We start from the raw sequence: 20,618 nt of genomic DNA, 5'->3' as shown, positions 1-20,618 counted from the left end.
ATGCTTGCCTGAGGCAACCTCCCTAGGGTGGAGTCATGACCTCCATCACTCCATATCTGCGGCACCCCCACCTGCAGGGTGACCTCATCACGTTCACGGCCGCCGACGACGTCTGGCTCGCCCCCGCGGACGGCGGCCGGGCCTGGCGGCTCACCCGCGACGGCACACCGGTGCGCACCCCGCGCCTCTCCCCCGACGGCACTCAGGTGGCGTTCATCTCCACCCGCGACGGGCACCCCGAGGTGTACGCCGCCACGATCGACTCCGGTGAGGTCCGGCGGCTCACCTGGTGGGGCGCCTCCAAGGCGACCGTCCTCGGCTGGGCCCCGGACGGCCGACTGCTGGTGGCCACGCACGCCGTGGAGGCGAGCATCCGCGAGCAGGTGGTCCACGCGGTCTCCCTCGACGGCGGCACCGAACGGCTGAGCTACGGCTCCGCCGGCGGGCTGGCGATCAGCTCCACCGGTGCGGTGGCGCTGGCGACTCCACCCACCCGCCCGGCCGGGCACTGGAAGCGGTACCGCGGAGGAGTCGCCGGGATGCTGTGGCTCGGCACCGAGGGCGCCGACGGCCCGGGGACCGCCGGCGACTGGCAGCGCCTCCTGCCCGCCGATGACGCGGGCCTGCTGGACCCGATGTGGGTGGACGGGAAGCTCGTGTTCTCCTCGGACCGGGCGGCGTCGTTCCCGGACCGCACCCGGGAGCAGGCCAACCTGTGGATCTACGACGACGCCCCCACCGGCGAGGCTGATCCCCGGCAACTGACCTTCCAGGGCGAGGGCGCCGGCTTCGTCCGCGACGCGACGACCGACGGCACCCGCATCACCTGGCACTCGCGTGGGGAGATCCATGTGCTCGACGCCCTCGACGCCGAGCCGCGCCGCCTGGAGGTCACCCTGCCGGGTGCCTCCGCTGCGCCGCTGACCGTGTCACCGACGCAGAATCTCGACACCGTCGTCCCGGACCACACCGGCGACGCCTCGGTGGTCTCCTGGCGGGGCGCGACGTTCTGGCTCACCCACCGGGAGGGCCCGGCCCGCGCGCTGGCCGCCGTCTCCGGTGTGCGCACGCGGGAGCCGGTGCTGCTGGGCCGCACCGGGCGGGTGGCTGTGGCCACCGATGCCGAGGGCGAGGATGCACTGGAGATCATCCCGATCGACGGCGACGGCGAGCCCCGGCGGGTGCTGGGCGGGCAGTTGGGGCGAGTGCTCCACCTGGCCTCGGACCCGGCCGGCGAGCGCCTGGCCGTGATCTCCCATGACGGTTCGCTGCGGCTGGTCACCTGGGGCGGGGACGGCGCGGCAGGCGACGCCTCGCCGCAGGTGCGGCAGATCCACCGCTCCGAGCACGGGGAGATGCTTTCGCCGTCATTCTCCCCGGACGGCCGCTACCTGCTGTGGACGTCCCCGACGGTGGTGGAGTCGCAGGTCCATCAGCTGATGGTGCTTGACACGTCCCGAGAGTCCGAGCCGGTGGCCCTGACCGGAGGGGTCTTCCATGACTCCTCCCCGGCGTTCACCGCGGACGGGAAGCACATCGCGTTCCTGTCCACCCGGACGCTGGATCCGCACTATGACGACCACGAGTTCAACCTGTCCTTCGCCGGGTCGGTGCGGCCCTGGCTGCTGCCGCTCTCGGCCGCGGAGCCGGCGCCGTTCGGCCCCAGCGCTGAGGGCTGGCCGGTCTCCGGAGGACGCACCGGCGACGCCGCAGACTCAGCCACGGCGGGCACCGGCGGCACGGACGCCCCGGCCAGCCCGGATCTGGACGCCGAGCACGCCGAACAGCGCATCGTGCCGTTCCCCGTGCCGTCAGCCTCATACCGCGACCTGCGGACAGCCCAAGGCGGCGTGCTGTGGATCAGATCAGCCCAGGAGACCGGCGAGCTGGGCACCCGGCGGGCCGGGGTCTCCGGGGAGGCCGCCGGGGACGAGCTGATCCGGTGGGACGTCGCCGCCCGGAAGGCCACCACCCTGGTGGACAAGGTGGACTCCTATGCGGTCTCCGGCGACGGATCCCGGCTGGTGGTCCGCGCCGGGGAGAAGGTGACCGCGGTGCCGTCCACCCGGAAGGTGGAGAAGGACGACGACGCCGAGAGCGTCACCGTCGACCTGGAGCGACTGCGGCTCACCGTGGACCGCTCCGCCGAATGGGCCCAGATGTTCGAGGAGACCTGCCGGCTGATGAGTCAGCAGTTCTGGCGCGAGGACATGGACGGCGTCGACTGGGATGCCGTGGTGGACCGCTGGCGCCCCGTGGTGGCGAAGGTCCGCACGGACGACGACCTGCACGACGTCCTCTGGGAGACCGTGGGAGAGCTGAACACCTCCCACGCCTATGTGATGCCGGCCGAGGGCGACGCCCCCGGCTCCGCACGGAAGCTGGGACTGCTGGGGGCGGACCTCGAGCCCGCCGGAGCGCAGGGCTGGCGAATCACCCGCATCCTGCCCTCGGAGTCCAGCGAGCCCGAGGCGCGCTGCCCGCTGCGCGCCCCCGGCGTGGACGCCCGCGAAGGGGACCTGATCACCGCGGTGGACGGCCGCCCGGTGGACCCGGTGGCCGGGCCGAACGCGCAGCTGGCCGGGGCCGCGGGCAAGCCGGTGCTGCTGGACCTGCGACGCGGCTCGGGCGAGGACGGTGCGGCCGGAGCCGCCGACGGGGAGACCCGCCGCGTCGTCGTCGTGCCGCTGGCCAGCGAGGAGGAGCTGCGCTACCAGGACTGGGTGCGCTCCCGCCGGGAGTATGTGGCGCAGGCGTCCCAGGGGCGGCTGGGCTATGTGCATGTGCCGGACATGTCCTCCCCCGGGTGGGCGCAGCTGCACCGGGACCTGCGTCTGGCCGCGGAGCATGAGGGCATCGTGGTGGATGTGCGCTACAACCGCGGCGGCCACACCTCGCAGATGGTCCTGCAGCGGCTCTCCAAACAGCTGGTGGCCTGGGCCACCGCCCGCTGGGAGACCGGCGTGGAGCCCTACCCGTCCTCGGCGCCGCGCGGCCCCGTGGTGTTCGTGGCCAACCGATGGTCGGGCTCCGACGGAGACATCGTCAACGCCGCCGCCCAGGCCATGGACCTCGGTCCGGTGATCGGCGAGCGCACCTGGGGCGGGGTGATCGGGATCGACGGCCGGTTCACCCTGGTGGACGGCACCACGGTCACCCAGCCGAAGTACTCGTTCTGGATCGACGGCTACGGCTGGGGCGTGGAGAACCACGGCGTGGACCCGGACATCGAAGTCGTCCACGACCCGAGCGTCTGGTTCTCCGAGGACGATCCGCAGCTGGACCGTGCGGTGGCCGAGGCGTTGGAGCGGCTGCGGCAGACCCCGGCCGCGACCCCGCCGTCGCTGGGAGCACCGAAGAACCGGGGCTGATCAGTCCATCAGCCCGTGGGCCTGCAGCTTGGCGACGATGTCCTTGCCGTCAGGGCCGTAGATCCACGGGATGCTGCGCCCCTCCACCTCCTGGTAGCCGGTCGGCGGGTGGGTTCCGCCGGCCCCGAGCAGCGTCTCACTGTCCGGGTCGTTGGCGCGTCCACCGGCCAGCAGAGCCTCCGAGTAGGTGAGCTGCCGGATGATCACCGCGGTGACCGCCTGCGGGTGGCGACGGGCGAAGTCGGCGTAGATGGTGGGGTCGTGCTGGCCGTCGTCGCCGATCAGGACCCAGGAGACGTCGGGGAAGTCCTGGGCGAGGCGCTCGAGCTGCTCCTCCTTGTGCTGCTTGCCGGACCGGAACCAGCGGTCCTCGGTGGGGCCCCAGTCGGTGAGCAGCAGCGGCCCGTGCGGGTACAGATTGCGGGTGAGGAACCGGGTGAGCGTCTGGGCGACGTTCCAGGCACCGGTGGAGATGTAGATGACCGGCGCCCCCGGGTGCCGGTGGAGCAGCCGCTCCATCATCACCGCCATGCCGGGGGTCGGGGTGCGTGCGTGCTCATCGAGCACGAAGGAGTTCCAGGCGGCGAGCACCGGACGGGGCAGTTTGGTGACCACTACGGTGTCGTCGATGTCGCACACCACCCCGGTGCGGGCGGTCTCGGCGATGATCTGCACCTCGGCGCGGGTGGGCTGGGCGCCATTGGCCCGCAGCGTGACAGGCTGCCAGCCGGGCTCGAGGTCGACGTCGATGACGGCGTCGACGATCCCGCCCCGGTCGGCGACGACGTCGACCGTCTGACCTCCCACGGTGATGCTGACCTCGGCGAAGGGCACCGGGGCGGAGATGAAGTTCCGCCAGCCGCGCACGCCGTCGGCGATCACCTTGGCCACGCGGCGGCCGTTCTCGAAGTGCGAGTCCGGGGCCATCACGACGCGCGAGAAGACCCGCACCCAGCGCTGGGTGCCGTACCCGGTCAGGGAGAGGACCGTGACGTGCTGCCGACGGCGCTGGGCCATCCGGAGGCGGAACCGATGCCACCGGTCCTCGGCCTTCATGGCCGGGTTCCGGTGCGGGTCGGAGTATTGACGGCGCACGGCATCGTCGTTCTGGGCCACCTCGGTCACACTCCCATCCTGCCATGGTCGGCGCGGGCCCCCGAACCAACGCGCACCAGTGCCGCAGGAGGCCCACCCCTCCCCGGCACAGCGCTCCGTCCACCACGCCCCGGGCGCTGCAGGCAGCCCTGCCCGACCAGCGCGGTGCACTGGCGGCCCCTCCTCCTCAGATGGTGGTCCGCAGCGGCGTCTCGCGGATCAGCAGGTTCGCGACCACGGCCGGCAGGGTCATACAGGCGGCCACGAGGAACATCGTCCCGGACCCGTCGGCGAACTCAGGGGTGGCGGTGCCCGCCGCCCCGTTGACCTGCCCCACCGAGATGCCGGCCACCTGCAGTGCCATCACCGAGCCCAGGATGGCGGTCCCGGCGGCGCCGCCGAAGACTCGGAAGAACGCCACCAGGGCGCTGGCCTGACCGACACGGGTGACCGCCACGGTGTTCTGCACCGCCAGCATGAGGTTCTGCATCTGCGCCCCGAAGCCCAGCCCGACGATGAAGATGATCCCCATGACGAGGCGCAGGTCGGTGTGCGAGTCCACCGTGGAGAGCCCGAACATGGCCGAGGAGAGCAGCAGCGAGCCGATGACGAGGTAGATCTTCCAGCGCCCGTAGCGAGTGATGAGTCGCCCGGAGGTCAGCGAGCCGATGAGGTTGCCGACCACCAGGGGCAGGATCATCATCCCGGAGGCGGTGGGGCTCAGCCCGCGGCCGATCTGGAAGTACTGCCCCAGGAAGGCCGGCATGCCGAACAGGCACACCGCAATGGAGGCCGAGGAGATCACCGCCAGCAGCGTGGTGCGGCTGATGAGCATGCGCAGGGCCACCACGGGTTCGCCGCTGCGCCGCTCCACCAGGACGAAGGCCGTGAGAATGACCGCGACGCCGGCCAGCAGCAGCCCGGACTCCCAGGACACCCAGTCGAAGAACTCCGGGGTCCCGGCGAAGGAGAGCCACATCAGCAGCAGCGAGGACGCAGTGACCAGAAGCAGCGCCCCGACGTAGTCCATGCGCACCTTCCGGCGCACATGGGGCAGCTTCAGCGTCCGGTGCACCAGCACCAGGGCCACCAGGGAGAGCGGGACGCCGACGAAGAAGCACCAGCGCCAGCCGATGGTGTCCACGGTCAGGCCGCCGATGAGCGGCCCTGCCGCCGTGGCGGTGGTGAGCACCGCACCGATGTATCCGGCGTAGCGGCCCCGCTCCCGCGGCGAGACGATCGAGGCCATGATGGCCATGGCGAGCGCTCCGAGGCCGCCGAGACCGATGCCCTGGACGAAGCGTGCCGCGATGAGCATCTCCATAGAGACGGCGAACCCTGCGGCCAGCGAGCTGAGCACGAAGATGATGTTGCTCAGCTGGAAGAGCCGCTTCTTGGAGACCATGTCGGCGAGCTTCCCCCACACCGGGGTGGAGGAGGCGTTGGCCAGCAGGGTCGCGGCGACCACCCAGCTGTACTGGATCTGGGTGCCGTCGAGGTCCCCGACGATCACCGGCAGCGCCGTGACCACGATGTTCATCGCCAGCATCGCGGCGAAGAACACGATCAGGATCCCCGCGATCGCCCAGCCGACATCGCGCCGCGACATGCCCTCTGGCGTGGTCTGCGGCGGGCGCCGTCGGGGACGGGAACTCGCTGACTTTAGTTGCATCCGTCAACGAGCTTAGTCGCCGCGGGGCGGAAGCGCCAATGGGAGCGCACGCGCGAGCACGGGGATCAGCCCCGCCGCCGAGCCGACACCCCGCTACGCTGGTCCCGTGACAGACACTCGCGCCCCGCAGGCGCCGTCCACCGAACCCCCCTCCCCCGCACTGCTGCGCCATGCGGCGATGCGCGCCGCCGACGACGTCGGCCCGGCCCTGGCCGCGGCCTTCCGCACGGCCGTGGAGACCCAGGAGAAGACCAGCGCCCACGACCTCGTCACCCACTACGACTCCGCCACGGAGGTCCGGCTGGTGGAGCTGCTGACAGCAGCCGTGCCGGATTCGCGGATCACCGGCGAGGAGGGCGGCTCCCAGGGCTCCGGCGCGGTGGAGTGGATCGTGGACCCGATCGACGGCACCTCGAACTTCGCCCATGGATTCGCGATGTTCTCCGTGTCCATCGCAGCGGCCGTCGACGGCGTCGTGGTCGCCGGAGTGGTCCATGATCCGGTCAATCAGCTGACCTTCTCCGCCGACGACGACAGCACCTGGCTGCGTGAGGGCGGCCCGGCCGGCGTCGAACGCGCCCTCACCGGCCGGCAGAGCACCCAGGGCGCTCTCGGCCCCGACGACCGTCGGCTGAACCTGGTGACCAGCTACCCCTCCGCCGAGGCGCTGCAGCGTGACGGCCAGGCGGCCCTGGTGACCTTCGCCGAAGCGGTGACGACCTTCGCGACGGTGCGCCGGCTGGTGTCCGGGGCATTGGAGCTCTGCCATGCGGCCGCCGGCTGGGCCGACGTCGTCCTCGGCGTGGACACCTGCCCCTGGGACGTGGCGGCGGGGATGCACATCCTCCGCCGCGCCGGCGGCACCTACGTGGGACTGCCCGACGGGGCCGACGACGCCTCCGGCGACGGCGGCACCTCAGATCACCTGGCGCCGCACTATCTGGGCCTCGCCCCCGGCGTGGACTCCCCCACCGCCCGGCGCCTCCTGGCGGGCGTGGCGGCCCGCCGCGGGGACTGAGCACGCCGCGCTGTCCGGCAAGTTCGGCGGGAGCCCTGTGGCACGATGTCACCATGCCGAAGAAGGTCGACCACCACCAGCGCCGGGAGCTGCTGGCACACGCCGTGAGACGAGTGGTGGCCGACCACGGCCTCGGAGCGGTGAGCCTCCGCAGCGTCGCCGCGGAAGCGGGAGTCACCGGCGGCATGGTCCAGCACTACTTCCCCACCAAGGAGGCCATGCTGGACTTCGCCATGCGCTCCGCCAGCGCTCAGTACGGGGAGCGGATGCAGAAGGCGCTCTCCACCCTCGGCGAGGCCCCGGAGCCCGCCGCCGCCCTGGAAGCCGTCCTCACCGCGCTTCTCCCCCGGTCAGAGCAGGAACGGGCGGACGGCCGGGTGGCGCTGGCCTTCATGTCTCATGCCTCGCTCGACTCCTCCGCCGCTGAGTATCTGCGAGAGGGCAACGACGGCATGCGCATGCTCCTGGCCGACTGGATTCGGAGCGCTCGGGATGCGTCCGGCCCTGCGGCGACCGCAGAGTCCGAGAGCGATGCCCACTCCGCCGCAGCCGCTCTGTTGGCCCTCACCGACGGCCTGGCGATCCAGGTGCTCAGCTCCGGCCTCGACGTTGACGATGCCGAGAGCATCCTCCGCCTCCATATCGCGGCCGTCCTGGCCTGAGGCAGCTGTCTGGCCGCTGTCGCCACTCGTCGACACCCCTGTTTTACATTGCATCTGCATTGCATCTAGAATTCAATGCAGATGCAATGTACAAGATGTTGCCTCGGAGAGGGGAGCACCCCATGACCACATCACGACCCACCACCATCGAGCCCGTCCCGCTGCTGCGCGCCGCCTTCGACGCGCTGGAACGACAGGACTTCGACGCCGTCGTGGACATGATGGTCGACGACTTCCGCATCAACATCGCCGGCATGCCCACGCAGAAGCGAGGCATTCCCGCATGGAGGAGGAACATCCAGATGATGTTCTCCGCCTTTCCAGACCTGAGAGTCCACATCCAGGACATCTTCGCCGAGGGTGACCTCGTCGCGATGCGCGTGAGATTCACAGGGACCCATCGCGGGGAGTTCCTCGGGATCCAGCCCACCGGCAAGCGCATCGACTACCTCAGCCATGAGATCTACCGCGTGGAGAACGGCAGGATCGCTGAGGAGTGGATCTGCTCGGACCTGATGACCCTGCTCACACAGATCGGCGGCATCTCCTCCACCCGGCTGATCTCCATGTGGCTGGCCGGGCACCGAACATGGTTCGCCCTGGCCGGAGGACTGCTGGGCGGGGCGGCGGCCGGAATGGCTCTCAGCCGACTCCTGCGGTGAGAGCAGGCCGGCGCGAACCGGGGAGATTTAGGGATCCCGAAGAATCGTCACAGTGTCCGACCCACTGTCGGCGCGTGCTCAAGCTGGGAACAATGGTGGTGTGACCACCGACGACGGCGCCCCGCCCGCGCCCACCAGCCGACAGACCCGCCGATGGCGGCGCTACCTGGCCGACGAGATCGCCGAGGGGAAGCTCTACGCGGACCTCGCCGAACGCAAGCAGGGCGAGGAACGCCTGATCCTGCTGGGGCTCGCCGAGGCGGAGCAACGGCATGCCGACCACTGGCGGCAGCTGCTGGGCCCCCAGGCTGAGAAGCTGCCCTCCCCCTCGGCCCACCGGGTGCTGCTGGGCTGGATGGCGCGGATCTTCGGCTCCGTGTTCATCCTTGCCCTGGCCCAGCGAGCCGAATCTGACTCCCCCTACGCGAAGGACTCGGATGCGACCGCCGGCATGGCGGCCGACGAGGCCATCCACGAGGAGGTCGTCCGAGGGCTGGCCACTCGGGGCCGGGAGAAGCTCTCCGGTGGGTTCCGCGCGGCCGTGTTCGGCGCCAATGACGGCCTGGTCTCCAACCTGGCTCTCATCATGGGCATGGGCGGCACCGGCGTGGGGGCCTCGATTATCCTGGCCACCGGCATCGCCGGACTCCTCGCCGGGGCACTGTCCATGGCCGCCGGGGAGTACGTATCGGTACGCAGCCAGCGGGAGCTGCTGGCCGCCACCCGCCCCACTCAGGTCACCCTGAAGGCCGCCCCGGATCTGGACTTCGATCAGAACGAGCTGGTGCTGGTGTACCGGGCTCGAGGACTCAGCCGGGAGGACGCCGAACACCGCGCTATGGAACGCCTGGGAGTCTTCGACTGCGACTGCAACCCGTCGAAGTCCTGGCAGCCCGTGGAGGAGGGCGACCAGGACGACCATGACGTGGTCGGCAGCGCCTGGACGGCCGCATTCTCCAGCTTCGGCTGCTTCGCCGCCGGGGCACTGATCCCGGTGCTGCCCTATCTGTTCGGCATGGCCGGGCTCTCCGCCGTCGTGCTCTCCCTCTCCCTGGTGGGGGTGGCGCTGCTGTGCACCGGTGCGATCGTGGGCCTACTCTCCGGCGCCTCCCCGCTGCTGCGGGGGCTGCGCCAGCTGGGCATCGGCATGGGAGCTGCGGCCATCACCTACGCGCTGGGGTCAGCGTTCGGCGTCGTGCTCGACTGATGGCCTGAGCGCTCCTGCCGCAGCCGGGCGAACCTTCTGCTTCAACCGGTTCAGGCAGCCCCTGTGCCGTCGCCGAGCTGCTGTTCGGGCTGCTCCCCGAGCCGAAAGTGCCGACCGCTGATCTCCGTGGGAGCGATCCGCACGAAGTGTTCCTTCGGCGTGGGGGTCCACGGGTGCAGGTCCAGCTCACGCGCTGCGGTCAGCTCTGCATCGGTGCGCAGCTCCCGGGCGGAACCGCGCACCACCACAGACCATGCCTCCTCGTCGTGGATGCCATCGGCTTCGAACACGACGTCGTCGTTGATGGTGGCCTCTGCCAGCTTGGACCCCTCCCCCCGTGCGGAACACCAGGGTGCGGTCGTCGGCGACGACGTTGACCGGGAAGATGTCGACCCGGCCCGCCACCACGGTGACGAGCCGACCGTGCCGCACCCCCTCGAGGAGCTGCCAGCTCTCGTCAGAGGAGAGGGTGAGGATCGGAGTGTCTTCGGGATGATCGAACATCATGGGATGGTCCTCTCTCCCGCCGCGCAGGAGGTGCGCGGGGCTCGCAGTCTACTCCGCCTCCCACCGTTCTTCTACATCTCGTAGAACACACGTCGAACGCGCCTCCATGCTGCGCCGTCAGGCTGACTGCTCACCCGAGTGGCCGACCCCTCGGGGGACGGCACCACCACCTGCGTCCTCACCGTCGGCCCGCGACTCTTGACGCCCCGATGCCGCGCAGGATCAGCATGAGGCCATGCCCACCGATCACGCTGCCGATGACCCTGCCGATCGCGCTTCCGGCCCGCCGACCGGCCAACCCGCCGAAGCCGATTCCCCTCCCTCCGGAGCTCCCACCGCACCGCGTCGACGGGTGCTGCAGTGCCGTACCTGCGGGGTGGAGCGCCCACCTCACGATCGCCCCGACCGCTGCCCGATCTGCGCCGACGAGCGACAGCACGTGCCGCCCCAGGGCCAGGCATGGACCTCCCCGCAGGAGGCCGCGCAGGCCGGGGCGCACCTGGAGCTGATCACTCGGGAGCCCGGGGTGCACGGTCTGGTCCTGCACGACGGCCCGGGCATCGGGCAGGTGACCAGCCTGGTGCGCACGAGCATCGGGAACGTGATGATCGAGCCCCCGGCCTACATCGACGACGACGCCGTCGCCGTCGTCGCATCGGTGGGCGGGGTGGCGGCGATCCTGGCCTCGCATCCTCATATGTACGGGGTGCAGTCGCTGTGGGCTGAGGCGTTCAGCGACGCGGGCGTGTACGTCTCCGCCGCGGATGAGCACTGGCTGGCTCTGCGCCCTGCCCGCACCGTGGTCTGGGACGATCGGGTGCAGATCGCCGAAGACCTGGTGGCCACCCAGATCGGCGGACACTTCCCCGGCTCCATGGTGGCCCGCTGGAGGGCTCCAGATGGGCGCGGCGTGCTGTTCAGCGGTGACGCCATCTTCCCCGTGGCGGACCAGGGGTGGGTCACGTTCATGCGCTCCTACCCGAACATGATCCCGCTCTCCCCTGCTGTGGTGCGTCGCCTCGCCGATCATGCCGCGCAGCATGACTACGACAGGCTCTACGGCAATTTCGCCCGGCACATCTCCGCCGACGCCGCTGCGGCCGTCGAACGGTCCGCCCGGCGCTACATCGACTGGGTCAGCGGAGCGCGCGACGACGAGACCTGACACCGCCCGTGGGCCCCGCTCATCCAGGAGTCAGAATCCCAGACATTCCGCAGGACGAGAAGCGCTTCAGCAGCGCGAGATCCACGGGGAAATGACTCCTCAACGGCAGAGGCCGTCAAGGCGGGGAAATAGGCCCGCACGCCCGCAGACAGCACGCCCCACAGACAGCTGAGGCCCGCACCCTGGAGCGAACTCGGCGAGCTCCATGGGTGCGAGCCTCAGCTGCGTGCGGGAAGCGTCAGAGCGCGGAGGGCTCCACCGCGACCGGGTAGACCTCACGCAGCAGGTGCGCGGTCTCGGACGGGGTCTTGCCGACCTTCACGCCCGCGGCCTCGAGGGCCTCCTTCTTGGCCTCCGCAGTGCCGGAGGAACCGGAGACGATGGCGCCGGCGTGGCCCATGGTCTTGCCCTCCGGGGCGGTGAAGCCAGCCACGTAGCCGACCACCGGCTTGGTGACGTTGGCCTTGATGTACTCGGCCGCACGCTCCTCGGCGTCGCCGCCGATCTCACCGATCATCACGATCGCCTTGGTCTCCGGGTCGTTCTCGAAGGCCTCCAGCGCGTCGATGTGCGTGGTGCCGATCACCGGGTCACCACCGATGCCGATGGAGGTGGAGAAGCCGAGATCACGCAGCTCGTACATCATCTGGTAGGTCAGGGTCCCGGACTTGGAGACCAGCCCGACGCCGCCCTTGCCGGTGATGTTGGCCGGGGTGATGCCGGCCAGCGATTCGCCCGGGGTGATGATGCCGGGGCAGTTCGGGCCCAGGATCCGGGTGACGGGCTTGCCGTCGGCGCCGGTCTTGGTCAGCGAGTAGTTGTAGAACTCGGCGGAGTCCTGCACCGGGATACCCTCGGTGATGACCACCAGCAGGCCGATGCCGGCGTCGATGGCCTCGACGGCGGCGTCCTTGGCGAACTTCGGCGGCACGAAGACCACCGAGACGTCGGCGCCGGTCTTCTCCATCGCCTCGGAGACGGAGCCGAACACGGGCAGCTCGACCTCGTCACCGTGCTGATCGGTGTGCGTGACGGTGGTGCCGGCCTTGCGGGCGTTGACGCCGCCGACGATGTTCGTCCCGGCCAGCAGCATGCGGGCCGTGTGCTTGGAGCCCTCGCCGCCGGTGATGCCCTGGACGATGACCTTGGAGTCCTTGTTCAGAAAGATAGCCATGCTCGATCCTCAGTCCTTACTTGTTCGCCAGTTCGGCGGCCTTGTCGGCGCCTTCGTCCATGGAGGTGGCCAGGGTGACCAGCGGGTGGTCGGCCTCCCGCAGGATGCGGCGGCCCTCCTCCACGCTGTTGCCATCCAGGCGGACCACCAGCGGCTTGGTGGCGGCCTCGCCCAGGATCTCCAGGGCCTTGACGATGCCGTTGGCCACGGCGTCGCAGGCGGTGATGCCGCCGAAGACGTTGACGAACACGGACTTGACCTGGTCGTCACCGAGGATGACGTCGAGGCCGTTGGCCATCACCTCGGCCGAGGCGCCGCCTCCGATGTCCAGGAAGTTGGCGGGCTTCACACCGTTGTGGGCCTCGCCCGCGTAGGCGACGACGTCGAGGGTGGACATGACCAGACCGGCCCCGTTGCCGATGATCCCCACCTCGCCGTCGAGCTTGACGTAGTTGAGGTCGTTGGCCTTGGCCTTGGCCTCCAGCGGGTCCTCGGCCTGCTCGTCGACGAGCTCAGCGTGGCCCGGCTGACGGAAGTCGGCGTTCTCGTCCACGGTGACCTTGCCGTCGAGGGCGATGATCGTGCCCTCACCGGTCTTGACCAGCGGGTTGACCTCCACGAGGGTGGCGTCCTCCTGGGAGAACGCGGTCCACAGCTGCTGGAACACCTCGGCCAGGGCGGGGACCTCGTCGGCGGAGAAGCCGGCCTGCTCGGCGATCTCGGCGGCCTTGCCGGCGTCGATGCCGGTGTTGGGGTCGAAGTTCACCCGCGCCAGCGCCTCGGGGCGCTCCTCGGCGAGCTGCTCGATCTCGACGCCGCCCTCCTTGGAGCACATGGCCAGGTAGTCGCGGTTGGCGCGGTCCAGAAGGATCGAGAAGTAGTACTCCTCCGCGATGTCCGCGCCCTGCGCGATCATCACCCGGTGCACGGTGTGCCCCTTGATGTCCATGCCCAGGATCGCCTTGGCGTGCTCATAGGCCTCGTCGGCGGTCTTGGCCAGCTTCACGCCGCCGGCCTTGCCTCGCCCTCCGACCTTGACCTGAGCCTTGACGACGACGACGCCGCCGATCTGCTCAGCAGCTGCCTTCGCTTCTTCCGGGGTCTGCGCCACGATTCCGGCCAGCACGGGAACTCCGTGTGCCTCGAACAGATCGCGCGCCTGGTACTCATACAGGTCCACGGGTGGTGTCCTTCTGCGTCGAAGTCGTTTCTGACAACCTCAGCCCGACGTCGACGGCGGGACCCGCCGGCACGGGCTGAGCGGCCACGCTGCACGCTGGGCGCAACGCTGAGCCTGAAGGCTCAGTCGGCCTTCTCCAGGGGAGCATATCGCAGGAGCAGACGCTTCTCGGTCCCTGCGAAGCTGACCTTCGCCACAGTCTTGTCCCCCGTGCCTTCCACAGCCAGGACCTCGCCACGACCGAACTTCTGGTGAGAGACCTTGTCACCGGGGGCCAGGGAGGGGATCGTCCGGCTGGGGTCCACCTGACGGGGCGCGACGCCGCCGGTCGCCCCGGGCAGCGCAGATGACGTCTTCTCGCTGTTCGCCGCCCCATAGACGGTGGGCTCGGAGCGCCCTGCCCGGCCGGTTCCCCCGGAGCGGCCCCCGCCGGAGCCGCCGCTGAAGGACCAGCCGGAGCCGCCCGCGGATCCGCGTGAGGACGGGCCACCACCGAAGCTGGGGGTCCCGTAGTGATGGCCGCCCAGCCCCCCGGAGAACCCTGCGCCGAGGCCTGATGACGATGCCGCATCGACATGGAGCAGGTCCTCGGGAATCTCGCCGAGGAACTGGCTGGGCGGGTTGTACTGGTGCTGGCCCCACAGGTGGCGGGACTCCGCGCGGCTCAGGTACAGCCGATGCCGGGCCCGGGTGAGCCCCACATAGGCCAGGCGACGCTCCTCGGCCAGCTGTTCGCCGTCGGACATGGAGCGGGCATGCGGGAAGATGCCGTGCTCCATGCCCGTGAGGAAGACCACAGGAAATTCGAGCCCCTTGGCGGTGTGCAGCGTCATGAGCGTGACCTGACCCTGCTCCTGGGCGAGCTTCTCGGACTCTGCGTCTCCGGCGGACGGGACGGCGTCGGCGTCGGCGATGAGGGAGACCTGCTCCAGGAAGTCCGCGAGCGTGCCGCCTTCGGTGGAGGCCTCATATTCCTTGACCACGGCCACCAGCTCGCCGAGGTTGTCCGCCCGGGACTCGTCCTGCAGATCCTTGGACTGCCGCAGCGCTTCGAGCATCCCGGTCTGCTCGAGCACCGCCTCCAGCACCACCGAGGGCTTCTCGGCCTCCAGCAGGGAGGCGAGGTCGTCCATCATCCGGACGAAGGAGTCCACGGCCTTCAGCGAGCGGGTCGCCATGGCCGGGGCCTCCTCGGCCCGGCGCAGCGCCTCGAAGAACGTGGTCCGGTCCCGCTGGGCCAGCGCGGCGACCGCACCTTCGGCCCGGTCTCCGATGCCGCGCTTGGGCTCGTTGAGGATGCGGCGGAGGTTGACGTCGTCGTCGGGATTGTTCAGGGCGTGCAGGTACGCCAGGGCGTCCTTGATCTCCTTGCGGTCATAGAACCGCGTGCCGCCGACCACCCGGTACGGGATGCCGCGGCTGACCAGGCGCTCCTCCAGGGAGCGGGACTGCGCGTTGGTCCGGTAGAACACGGCGACGTCGGCCGGCCGGATGCCCTCCCGGTCCCCGAGGTCATCGATGGTGCGGGCGATCCATTCGGCCTCGTCAGACTCGGAGGGCGCCACATGCAACGTGATGGGCTCGCCGGAACCTTCGTCGGTCCACAGCTTCTTCTCGGTGCGTCCCGGGTTCTGGGAGATCACGGCGTTGGCTGCGTCGAGGATCGTCTGGGTGGAGCGGTAGTTCTGCTCCAACTTGATGGTGGTGGCGTCCGGGTAGTCCCGCTCGAAGCCGGTGATGTTGCGGATATCCGCACCGCGGAAGGCATAGATGGACTGGTCCGAGTCGCCGACGACGGTCAGCTCGGCCCCCGGGGTCTGCACGCCGTCGCCGGGGCCTCCGGTCAGCTGGCGGACCAGGCGATACTGGGCGTGGTTGGTGTCCTGGTACTCGTCCACCAGCACATGGCGGAAGCGCCGCCGGTAGCCGTCCAGGATGCCGGGGAAGGCGTCGAACATGTAGACGGTCTCGGCGAGCAGGTCGTCGAAGTCATAGGCGTTGGCCTGACGCAGCCGCTGGGTGTACTCCCGATACACGGTGGCCACGGCCTCGGAGAAGGGCTCGTTCGGCGCAGTGGCCGTGAACTCCTCGGCATCGACCAGCTCATTCTTCAGCGTGGAGATCCGGTTCTTGATGGCCCGCGGAGCGAACCGCTTGGGGTCCAGGTCATGGAGCTTGGCGATGGTGGTGATCAGCCGCAGGGAGTCGGCGGCGTCGTAGATGGTGAAGGCGGACTTCCGGCCCAGGTTCGCCGCCTCGGCGCGCAGGATCCGCACGCAGGAGGAATGGAAGGTGGAGATCCACATGCGCTCCGCCGCGGGGCCGACCAGGCTCACCACGCGTTCCTTCATCTCCCGGGCGGCCTTGTTGGTGAAGGTGATCGCCAGGATCTCGTGCGGGCGGGCCGCTCCGGTCTGGAGCATATGGGCGATGCGCCGGGTGAGCACGCTCGTCTTGCCGGAGCCCGCGCCGGCGACGATCAGCAGCGGGGACCCGGTGTGCAGCACCGCCTCCTTCTGCTGAGGGTTCAGGCCACGGGTGGGGTCGGCCGGGGTGACCGCACCGGTCGCGGATCCCGGGGACCCGCCGGAGGCGGCGGGATCCTGCAGGACGGCCGGGGCGCCGTCGTCGGCGGCCTTGGCGGCGCGGGCGGTCTCGGAGGGACGCTCTGAGGGCGGGGTGAAGAGGAACTCCATGGTCCCTCAAGTCTAAGGGCGGGCTGTGACGGACGCCCGCGGGCCGCATCCCGCGCTCTGCAACAATGGAGCCCGGACCCGCCACCTCTCACGGCAGGGCCGCAGCGCCTGCGCTGATCATCAGGAAGGAACAGGATGTCCAGACGACGGAAGGCCACCCGCGGCAACCCAGCCGCGGACTCCGGGGCGACGTCGGGCCGCGGACCCTCCTCTGGGAGGCGGCCCTCCGCGGGGCGCAGGTTCCTCGCCGGCGCCGACCAGCGGGCCGCCGACGAGGCCCAATCCAATCCGCGGATGCTGGTCTACGCGCTGCTGGGCACCACCGTCTTCCTGTTCATCTATCTGCACCTGATCGCGCTGCCGCAGATGACGCAGTTCACCGGGGGCTTCTCCATGCCGGATGGGCTGCTGACCGGCTATGACGCCTCCGACATCGAGCGGCTGCGCAACGTGATGGACGACGACGCGATCGGCCAGCTGAACTTCGTGCACAAGACCGCCGGGATCCTGTTCCCCGTCTCCTTCTTCCTCACCGCCTGGGCGGTGGTGGGGCTGATGATGCGCGAATCCGTGGTGCGCTGGCTGCTGCTGGCCGCCGCGGGCCTGTTCAGCGCCATGGACATCGCCGAGAACTTCCTGATCGACGAGATCCTCACCGCTGAGAGCGTGGACTCCTCCCTGGTGCACACCGCCTCCGCCCTCACCGTGAGCAGCTGGCTGCTCTTCGCGGTGGTGGGCTCGCTGCTGATCATCGCGGTGATCATGGCGATGGTGCGACGCTCCGTGGAACGGACCGCGCGCCCGCTGGGCAACCGGTAGGATGGTCGGGTCCCAGCCTCCGTAGCTCAGGGGATAGAGCACCGCTCTCCTAAAGCGGGTGTCGCAGGTTCGAATCCTGCCGGGGGCACCAGAACGCCGTCGCTCAGGCAGACGGCGCCGTCTCCCGGCGCACCCGGAAGCGCAGGGGCAGGACCCGCTCCCCCTGGATGACCTCCTCCGGGTACTCCAGCAGGGGCTGGGCCTCGACCGTCTCGAGAGATCGCTTCCCCGCCCCGCGAACCCCAGGCACGAGGTCCCTTCGCACGATGACCCCAAGACAAGGGCCCCGCCCCTCACCTGCCTCCAACCCCGTCATCTGCGTCCGGACCGGACGCCGCCCGTGAGCTGTGCGCCTCCCTGCGGCGCACCAGGATTCGCCCCGTCGCCTCCGGTGTGCTCCAGTTCACGGGGCCGCGCCAGAGCAATGCCGCCACCGTCGTCGCCGCACAGAACGCCAGGACCGCCGTGGCGAGCGTGAAGATCGCCTCATCATCGACCTCGATGGCCGCATAGTGCGAGGAGAGGACCAGCTGCATCGTCACCTGGAATGCCAGGTGGAAACCGATCGGGCCCCAGATCGAACCGGACATCACCCGCAGCAGCCCCACCACGACGGCCATCGCGAAGAACATGACGGACCGCTCGAGGAGCACGCCCCACCCGGCGGTGATCACCCACAGGACGGTGCCGAAGGCGGAGAACAGCAGCGCCTGCACGACGACGGCCACCCAGGGCGGCATCACATCCGCCAGATTCCTGTAGATGTACCCGCGGAAGATGAGCTCCTCAGGGAACGCCTCGAAGACGAACACCAGCAGGATCAGCAGCAGCACAGCACCCAGCAGCTCCCCCGGCGTCGCGTCGACACGGATCTCCACCCAGCCGAACAGGACCACCGCGGCAAGTCCGATCCCGGCCGGCAACACCCAAGTGAGCATCCCGCGCACCAGGTCCGCCAGAGCCGTGCTCCACCCCGGAAGGCCCAGGGCGGCCAGCGGCCGCCGGTCGAGCCACCGACGCAGGGCCACGACCATCGGCACCGCCAGGAGCAGCACGCCCACCGCGTTGGCCACATGCCGGCCCAGCGTCATCTCCTCTCCCCACCACAGGGCCGTCAGGTGGGTGACGGAGACCCAGATGACCAGACAGCCGAGCACGGCCACACTCAGCCTCGCAGGACGAGACAGTCGAGGGGACGGCATCGTCGAGGCCCGCGGTGCATCTTTCATGAGTCCCACGCTAGGTGGGCGGCACGGCACCTGCAGGTGCCGAAAGTCACGAGCGTGGTCCGGTGTGCGGCGCGACACCCCCTCCCCCGGGCGGCGCCTGAGCGCTGCGTCCGGATCGCTCCGGACCCTCGGGTAGCCTCTCGACTGTGACGACCGATTCCAGGCGCACCTCGCCTCACGACCCGTGGCCTGCAGGACCGCCGTGAGCACCGGGGCCCTGACGCTCATCCTCACCGCGGCCGTGTTCCACGCGGTGTGGAACCTCGCGGCCAAGACCGCCCGCGGGGACACCACGGTGTTCGTGTGGTGCTATTTCACGCTCGGCGGGCTGCTCTGCCTGCCGGTGGGCCTGGTCCAGATGCTGCGCACCGGTGCCGCCTACGGCTGGGAGCTGGTCGCCGCCGCCCTGGTCAGCGCGGTGATCCACATCGGCTACGCCACACTGCTGCAGACCGGGTACCGCCGAGCCGATCTGGGCGTGGTCTATCCGGTGGCCCGCGGAGTGGGACCGGTGCTGACGATGGTGGTCGCCGTCGGTCTGCTCGGCGAACGCCCGGGCATCGCCGCACTGACCGGCGGCGCGGTCGTCGTGGGCGGGATCCTGATCGTCACCGGCCGGCGTCTGCTCCGCCGCGGCGACCGCCTGCGGACCGGCCTGCTCTACGGCAGTGCCACCGGTGCCGCCATCGCCGCCTACACCCTGTGGGACAGCTTCGCCGTGACCGCCCTGGGGCTGGAGCCCATCCTGTACTTCGCACTGAGCAGCGTGCTGCAGTCCGCCGTGATGCTCCCCTGGGTGCTGCGCCGGCGCAGCCTGATCCGTCCCACCTGGCGCACAGACCGCCGTCCAGTGATCATCGTGGCCGCACTCTCCCCGCTGGCCTACATCCTGGTGCTCTATGCGATGACGACGACGCCGGTCGCGCTGGTCGCCCCGGTGCGGGAGTCCTCCATCGTGATCGGAGCGCTGCTGGCCTGGTGGCTGTTCAAGGAGCCGGACCCCGTCAGGCGAACCCTGGGAGCCGCCGTCGTCTGCGCCGGGATCGGGCTGATCATCTCCGGGTGACAGGACCGTCGCGGCGGCCGGACACGGCGTCGGGGCGGGGCCGCACGGCGCTCACCACCCGTGTCGGCCGCCGTCGCCCCGCAGCGGCACGGTCCCGACGGCGAGGCCTCGGGCGTCCAGCAGCCGGCCCACCAGCTTGACCGGGCGCAGCACCACGCTGCGGTCGATGACCTCCATCCAGGGCAGCAGCTGGGTCAGGCGCCTCTCGAGGCGCTGACCGTCGGCCACGGTGCGCAGCCAGGCGGCGACGATGACGTTGGCGGGCCCGGTGGTGGACAGCACGGCGCGCAGCTCCGGGATCCCGGAGAGCACCTGACCGGCCTCGTCGATGTGGGCGGGCGGCACCCGTAGGAAGAACCACTCGAGGACATGCCACTCGGTGAGCCCCCGGGCGACCTCGCAGCGCAAGCGCAGCGCCCCGGCGTCGGTCAGGCTGCGCAGGCGGCGTCGCACGGTGCTCTCGGAGACGTCGAGGTCCTCGGCCAGGCGCTGGACGGAGCGTCGGCCGTCCACGGAGAGCTTCTCCACGAGCTTGCGCTCCAGAGCGTCCATGGTCGGAGCGGAGGTCGAACCGGGGGGGGAGGCAGGGCGCTGGAGATCCGGCTCTCCTCCCGCGACGTGAGGCTGCGCAGCCTCCACCGGCTGGCATCCAGGTACACCCGGGTGACCACATGGCTGCGCACGGATTCGACCTCGGGGATCTGCGCCACCCGTTCGAGCAGGTAGCGGCCGAGCGCCAGCTGGTCCGGGCAGGTGACGGTGATGAGCAGGTCCCGGCCGCCGGCGGTGACGTCGATCGTCATGGCCGCCGCATCCTCGGCCAAGGTGCGGGCCGCCTGCAGGATGTCGCCGGCGCGGCAGACGACCTCCAGCACGGCGATGGCGGAGTCCCGCCCATGCAGCGGCTGACAGGAGACCCAGGCGGCACCGGAGGACTCCAGCCGCTCCCAGCGCCGGGCCGCTGTGGTCGGGGCCGCGCCGAGGGCACGGCCGAGCTCGCTCCATCCGGCCCGCGGACTGATCTGCAGCGCCTGAATCAGACGAAGATCATTCTCCTGCAACCTGATCGGATCCTGCACATCCGGGACATCATTG

Annotated in this window: 19 protein-coding genes and 1 tRNA gene; 9 read left to right on the top strand and 11 right to left on the bottom strand. The window is 70.2% G+C overall.

Annotated features, from left to right (window positions below; all coding sequences use genetic code 11):
* Positions 1 to 35 precede the first annotated feature (35 nt).
* A complete protein-coding gene (locus tag ABD658_RS05845) occupies positions 36 to 3,371 on the top strand; it encodes a S41 family peptidase (protein ID WP_344682061.1) in 3,336 nt (1,111 codons plus the stop codon).
* On the opposite strand, the gene ABD658_RS05840 is transcribed toward ABD658_RS05845, so the two are convergent.
* Entirely contained in the window at positions 3,372 to 4,496 is a 1,125-nt protein-coding gene (locus tag ABD658_RS05840; protein ID WP_344682064.1) for an App1 family protein phosphatidate phosphatase, read from the bottom strand.
* Positions 4,497 to 4,653: 157 nt separating this feature from the next.
* Positions 4,654 to 6,075, bottom strand: coding sequence for an MFS transporter (locus ABD658_RS05835; protein ID WP_237089898.1), 1,422 nt, complete (start codon positions 6,073 to 6,075; stop codon positions 4,654 to 4,656).
* 169 nt (positions 6,076 to 6,244) lie between these two features.
* Here ABD658_RS05835 and ABD658_RS05830 point away from each other — a divergent pair, with 169 nt between their 5' ends.
* From ABD658_RS05830 to ABD658_RS05815, 4 genes are all read left to right on the top strand, one after another.
* Positions 6,245 to 7,156 (top strand): inositol monophosphatase family protein, encoded by a 912-nt coding sequence (locus ABD658_RS05830; protein ID WP_344682068.1) that lies wholly within the window; start codon positions 6,245 to 6,247, stop codon positions 7,154 to 7,156.
* Positions 7,157 to 7,209: 53 nt separating this feature from the next.
* Positions 7,210 to 7,818 (top strand): TetR/AcrR family transcriptional regulator, encoded by a 609-nt coding sequence (locus ABD658_RS05825; protein WP_344682070.1) that lies wholly within the window; start codon positions 7,210 to 7,212, stop codon positions 7,816 to 7,818.
* A gap of 122 nt (positions 7,819 to 7,940) precedes the next feature.
* Positions 7,941 to 8,480, top strand: coding sequence for an ester cyclase (locus tag ABD658_RS05820; RefSeq protein ID WP_344682072.1), 540 nt, complete (start codon positions 7,941 to 7,943; stop codon positions 8,478 to 8,480).
* A 100-nt stretch (positions 8,481 to 8,580) separates the two neighbouring features.
* Positions 8,581 to 9,687 (top strand): VIT1/CCC1 transporter family protein, encoded by a 1,107-nt coding sequence (locus ABD658_RS05815; RefSeq protein WP_344682074.1) that lies wholly within the window; start codon positions 8,581 to 8,583, stop codon positions 9,685 to 9,687.
* 50 nt (positions 9,688 to 9,737) lie between these two features.
* Here the strand turns inward: ABD658_RS05815 and ABD658_RS05810 are convergent, their stop codons facing one another.
* Together ABD658_RS05810 and ABD658_RS05805 are read right to left on the bottom strand one after the other, a co-directional pair.
* Positions 9,738 to 9,977 (bottom strand): pyridoxamine 5'-phosphate oxidase family protein, encoded by a 240-nt coding sequence (locus tag ABD658_RS05810; RefSeq protein WP_344744066.1) that lies wholly within the window; start codon positions 9,975 to 9,977, stop codon positions 9,738 to 9,740.
* On the bottom strand, positions 9,874 to 10,191 hold the full coding sequence (locus tag ABD658_RS05805; RefSeq protein ID WP_344744098.1) for a pyridoxamine 5'-phosphate oxidase family protein: 318 nt from the start codon (positions 10,189 to 10,191) through the stop codon (positions 9,874 to 9,876). Before ABD658_RS05805 ends, ABD658_RS05810 begins: the two co-directional genes overlap by 104 nt.
* 442 nt (positions 10,192 to 10,633) lie before the next feature.
* On the opposite strand from ABD658_RS05805, the gene ABD658_RS05800 reads away from it, so the two are divergent.
* Positions 10,634 to 11,359, top strand: coding sequence for an MBL fold metallo-hydrolase (locus tag ABD658_RS05800; RefSeq protein WP_083277258.1), 726 nt, complete (start codon positions 10,634 to 10,636; stop codon positions 11,357 to 11,359).
* A gap of 238 nt (positions 11,360 to 11,597) precedes the next feature.
* On the opposite strand, the gene sucD is transcribed toward ABD658_RS05800, so the two are convergent.
* The 3 genes from sucD to ABD658_RS05785 form a co-directional block, all read right to left on the bottom strand.
* The gene (gene sucD / locus ABD658_RS05795; protein WP_070158701.1) at positions 11,598 to 12,533 is read right to left on the bottom strand and encodes a succinate--CoA ligase subunit alpha; all 936 of its coding nucleotides are present in this window, start codon (positions 12,531 to 12,533) and stop codon (positions 11,598 to 11,600) included.
* Between the two features lie 16 nt (positions 12,534 to 12,549).
* Positions 12,550 to 13,713, bottom strand: a complete 1,164-nt coding sequence (gene sucC, locus ABD658_RS05790; RefSeq protein WP_070158700.1) for an ADP-forming succinate--CoA ligase subunit beta — start codon at positions 13,711 to 13,713, stop codon at positions 12,550 to 12,552.
* A 122-nt stretch (positions 13,714 to 13,835) separates the two neighbouring features.
* Positions 13,836 to 16,409, bottom strand: a complete 2,574-nt coding sequence (locus tag ABD658_RS05785; protein WP_344682081.1) for a UvrD-helicase domain-containing protein — start codon at positions 16,407 to 16,409, stop codon at positions 13,836 to 13,838.
* A 135-nt stretch (positions 16,410 to 16,544) separates the two neighbouring features.
* On the opposite strand from ABD658_RS05785, the gene ABD658_RS05780 reads away from it, so the two are divergent.
* Both ABD658_RS05780 and ABD658_RS05775 read left to right on the top strand, forming a co-directional pair.
* Positions 16,545 to 17,228: a hypothetical protein gene (locus tag ABD658_RS05780; protein ID WP_344682083.1), complete on the top strand. Its 684-nt coding sequence runs from the start codon at positions 16,545 to 16,547 to the stop codon at positions 17,226 to 17,228.
* Between the two features lie 15 nt (positions 17,229 to 17,243).
* Positions 17,244 to 17,319: transfer RNA gene (locus ABD658_RS05775), tRNA-Arg, on the top strand.
* A gap of 12 nt (positions 17,320 to 17,331) precedes the next feature.
* Here ABD658_RS05775 and ABD658_RS05770 read toward each other — a convergent pair.
* Positions 17,332 to 17,478 (bottom strand): hypothetical protein, encoded by a 147-nt coding sequence (locus ABD658_RS05770; RefSeq protein WP_344682085.1) that lies wholly within the window; start codon positions 17,476 to 17,478, stop codon positions 17,332 to 17,334.
* 43 nt (positions 17,479 to 17,521) lie between these two features.
* On the bottom strand, positions 17,522 to 18,457 hold the full coding sequence (locus tag ABD658_RS05765) for a CPBP family intramembrane glutamic endopeptidase (protein WP_344682087.1): 936 nt from the start codon (positions 18,455 to 18,457) through the stop codon (positions 17,522 to 17,524).
* A gap of 202 nt (positions 18,458 to 18,659) precedes the next feature.
* On the opposite strand from ABD658_RS05765, the gene ABD658_RS05760 reads away from it, so the two are divergent.
* A complete protein-coding gene (locus tag ABD658_RS05760; RefSeq protein ID WP_344682089.1) occupies positions 18,660 to 19,523 on the top strand; it encodes an EamA family transporter in 864 nt (287 codons plus the stop codon).
* Between the two features lie 51 nt (positions 19,524 to 19,574).
* On the opposite strand, the gene ABD658_RS05755 is transcribed toward ABD658_RS05760, so the two are convergent.
* On the bottom strand, positions 19,575 to 20,066 hold the full coding sequence (locus tag ABD658_RS05755) for an Lrp/AsnC family transcriptional regulator (protein ID WP_425544543.1): 492 nt from the start codon (positions 20,064 to 20,066) through the stop codon (positions 19,575 to 19,577).
* On the bottom strand, positions 19,952 to 20,602 hold the full coding sequence (locus ABD658_RS15350) for an Lrp/AsnC family transcriptional regulator (RefSeq protein ID WP_425574487.1): 651 nt from the start codon (positions 20,600 to 20,602) through the stop codon (positions 19,952 to 19,954). Before ABD658_RS15350 ends, ABD658_RS05755 begins: the two co-directional genes overlap by 115 nt.
* Positions 20,603 to 20,618: the final 16 nt, after the last annotated feature.

The organism is Nesterenkonia aethiopica, from assembly GCF_039534665.1.
Taxonomy (GTDB): Bacteria; Actinomycetota; Actinomycetes; order Actinomycetales; family Micrococcaceae; genus Nesterenkonia; species Nesterenkonia aethiopica.
The sequence above is the reverse complement of the archived record's forward strand: the minus strand, read 5'-3'. Positions and strand labels throughout refer to the sequence as shown.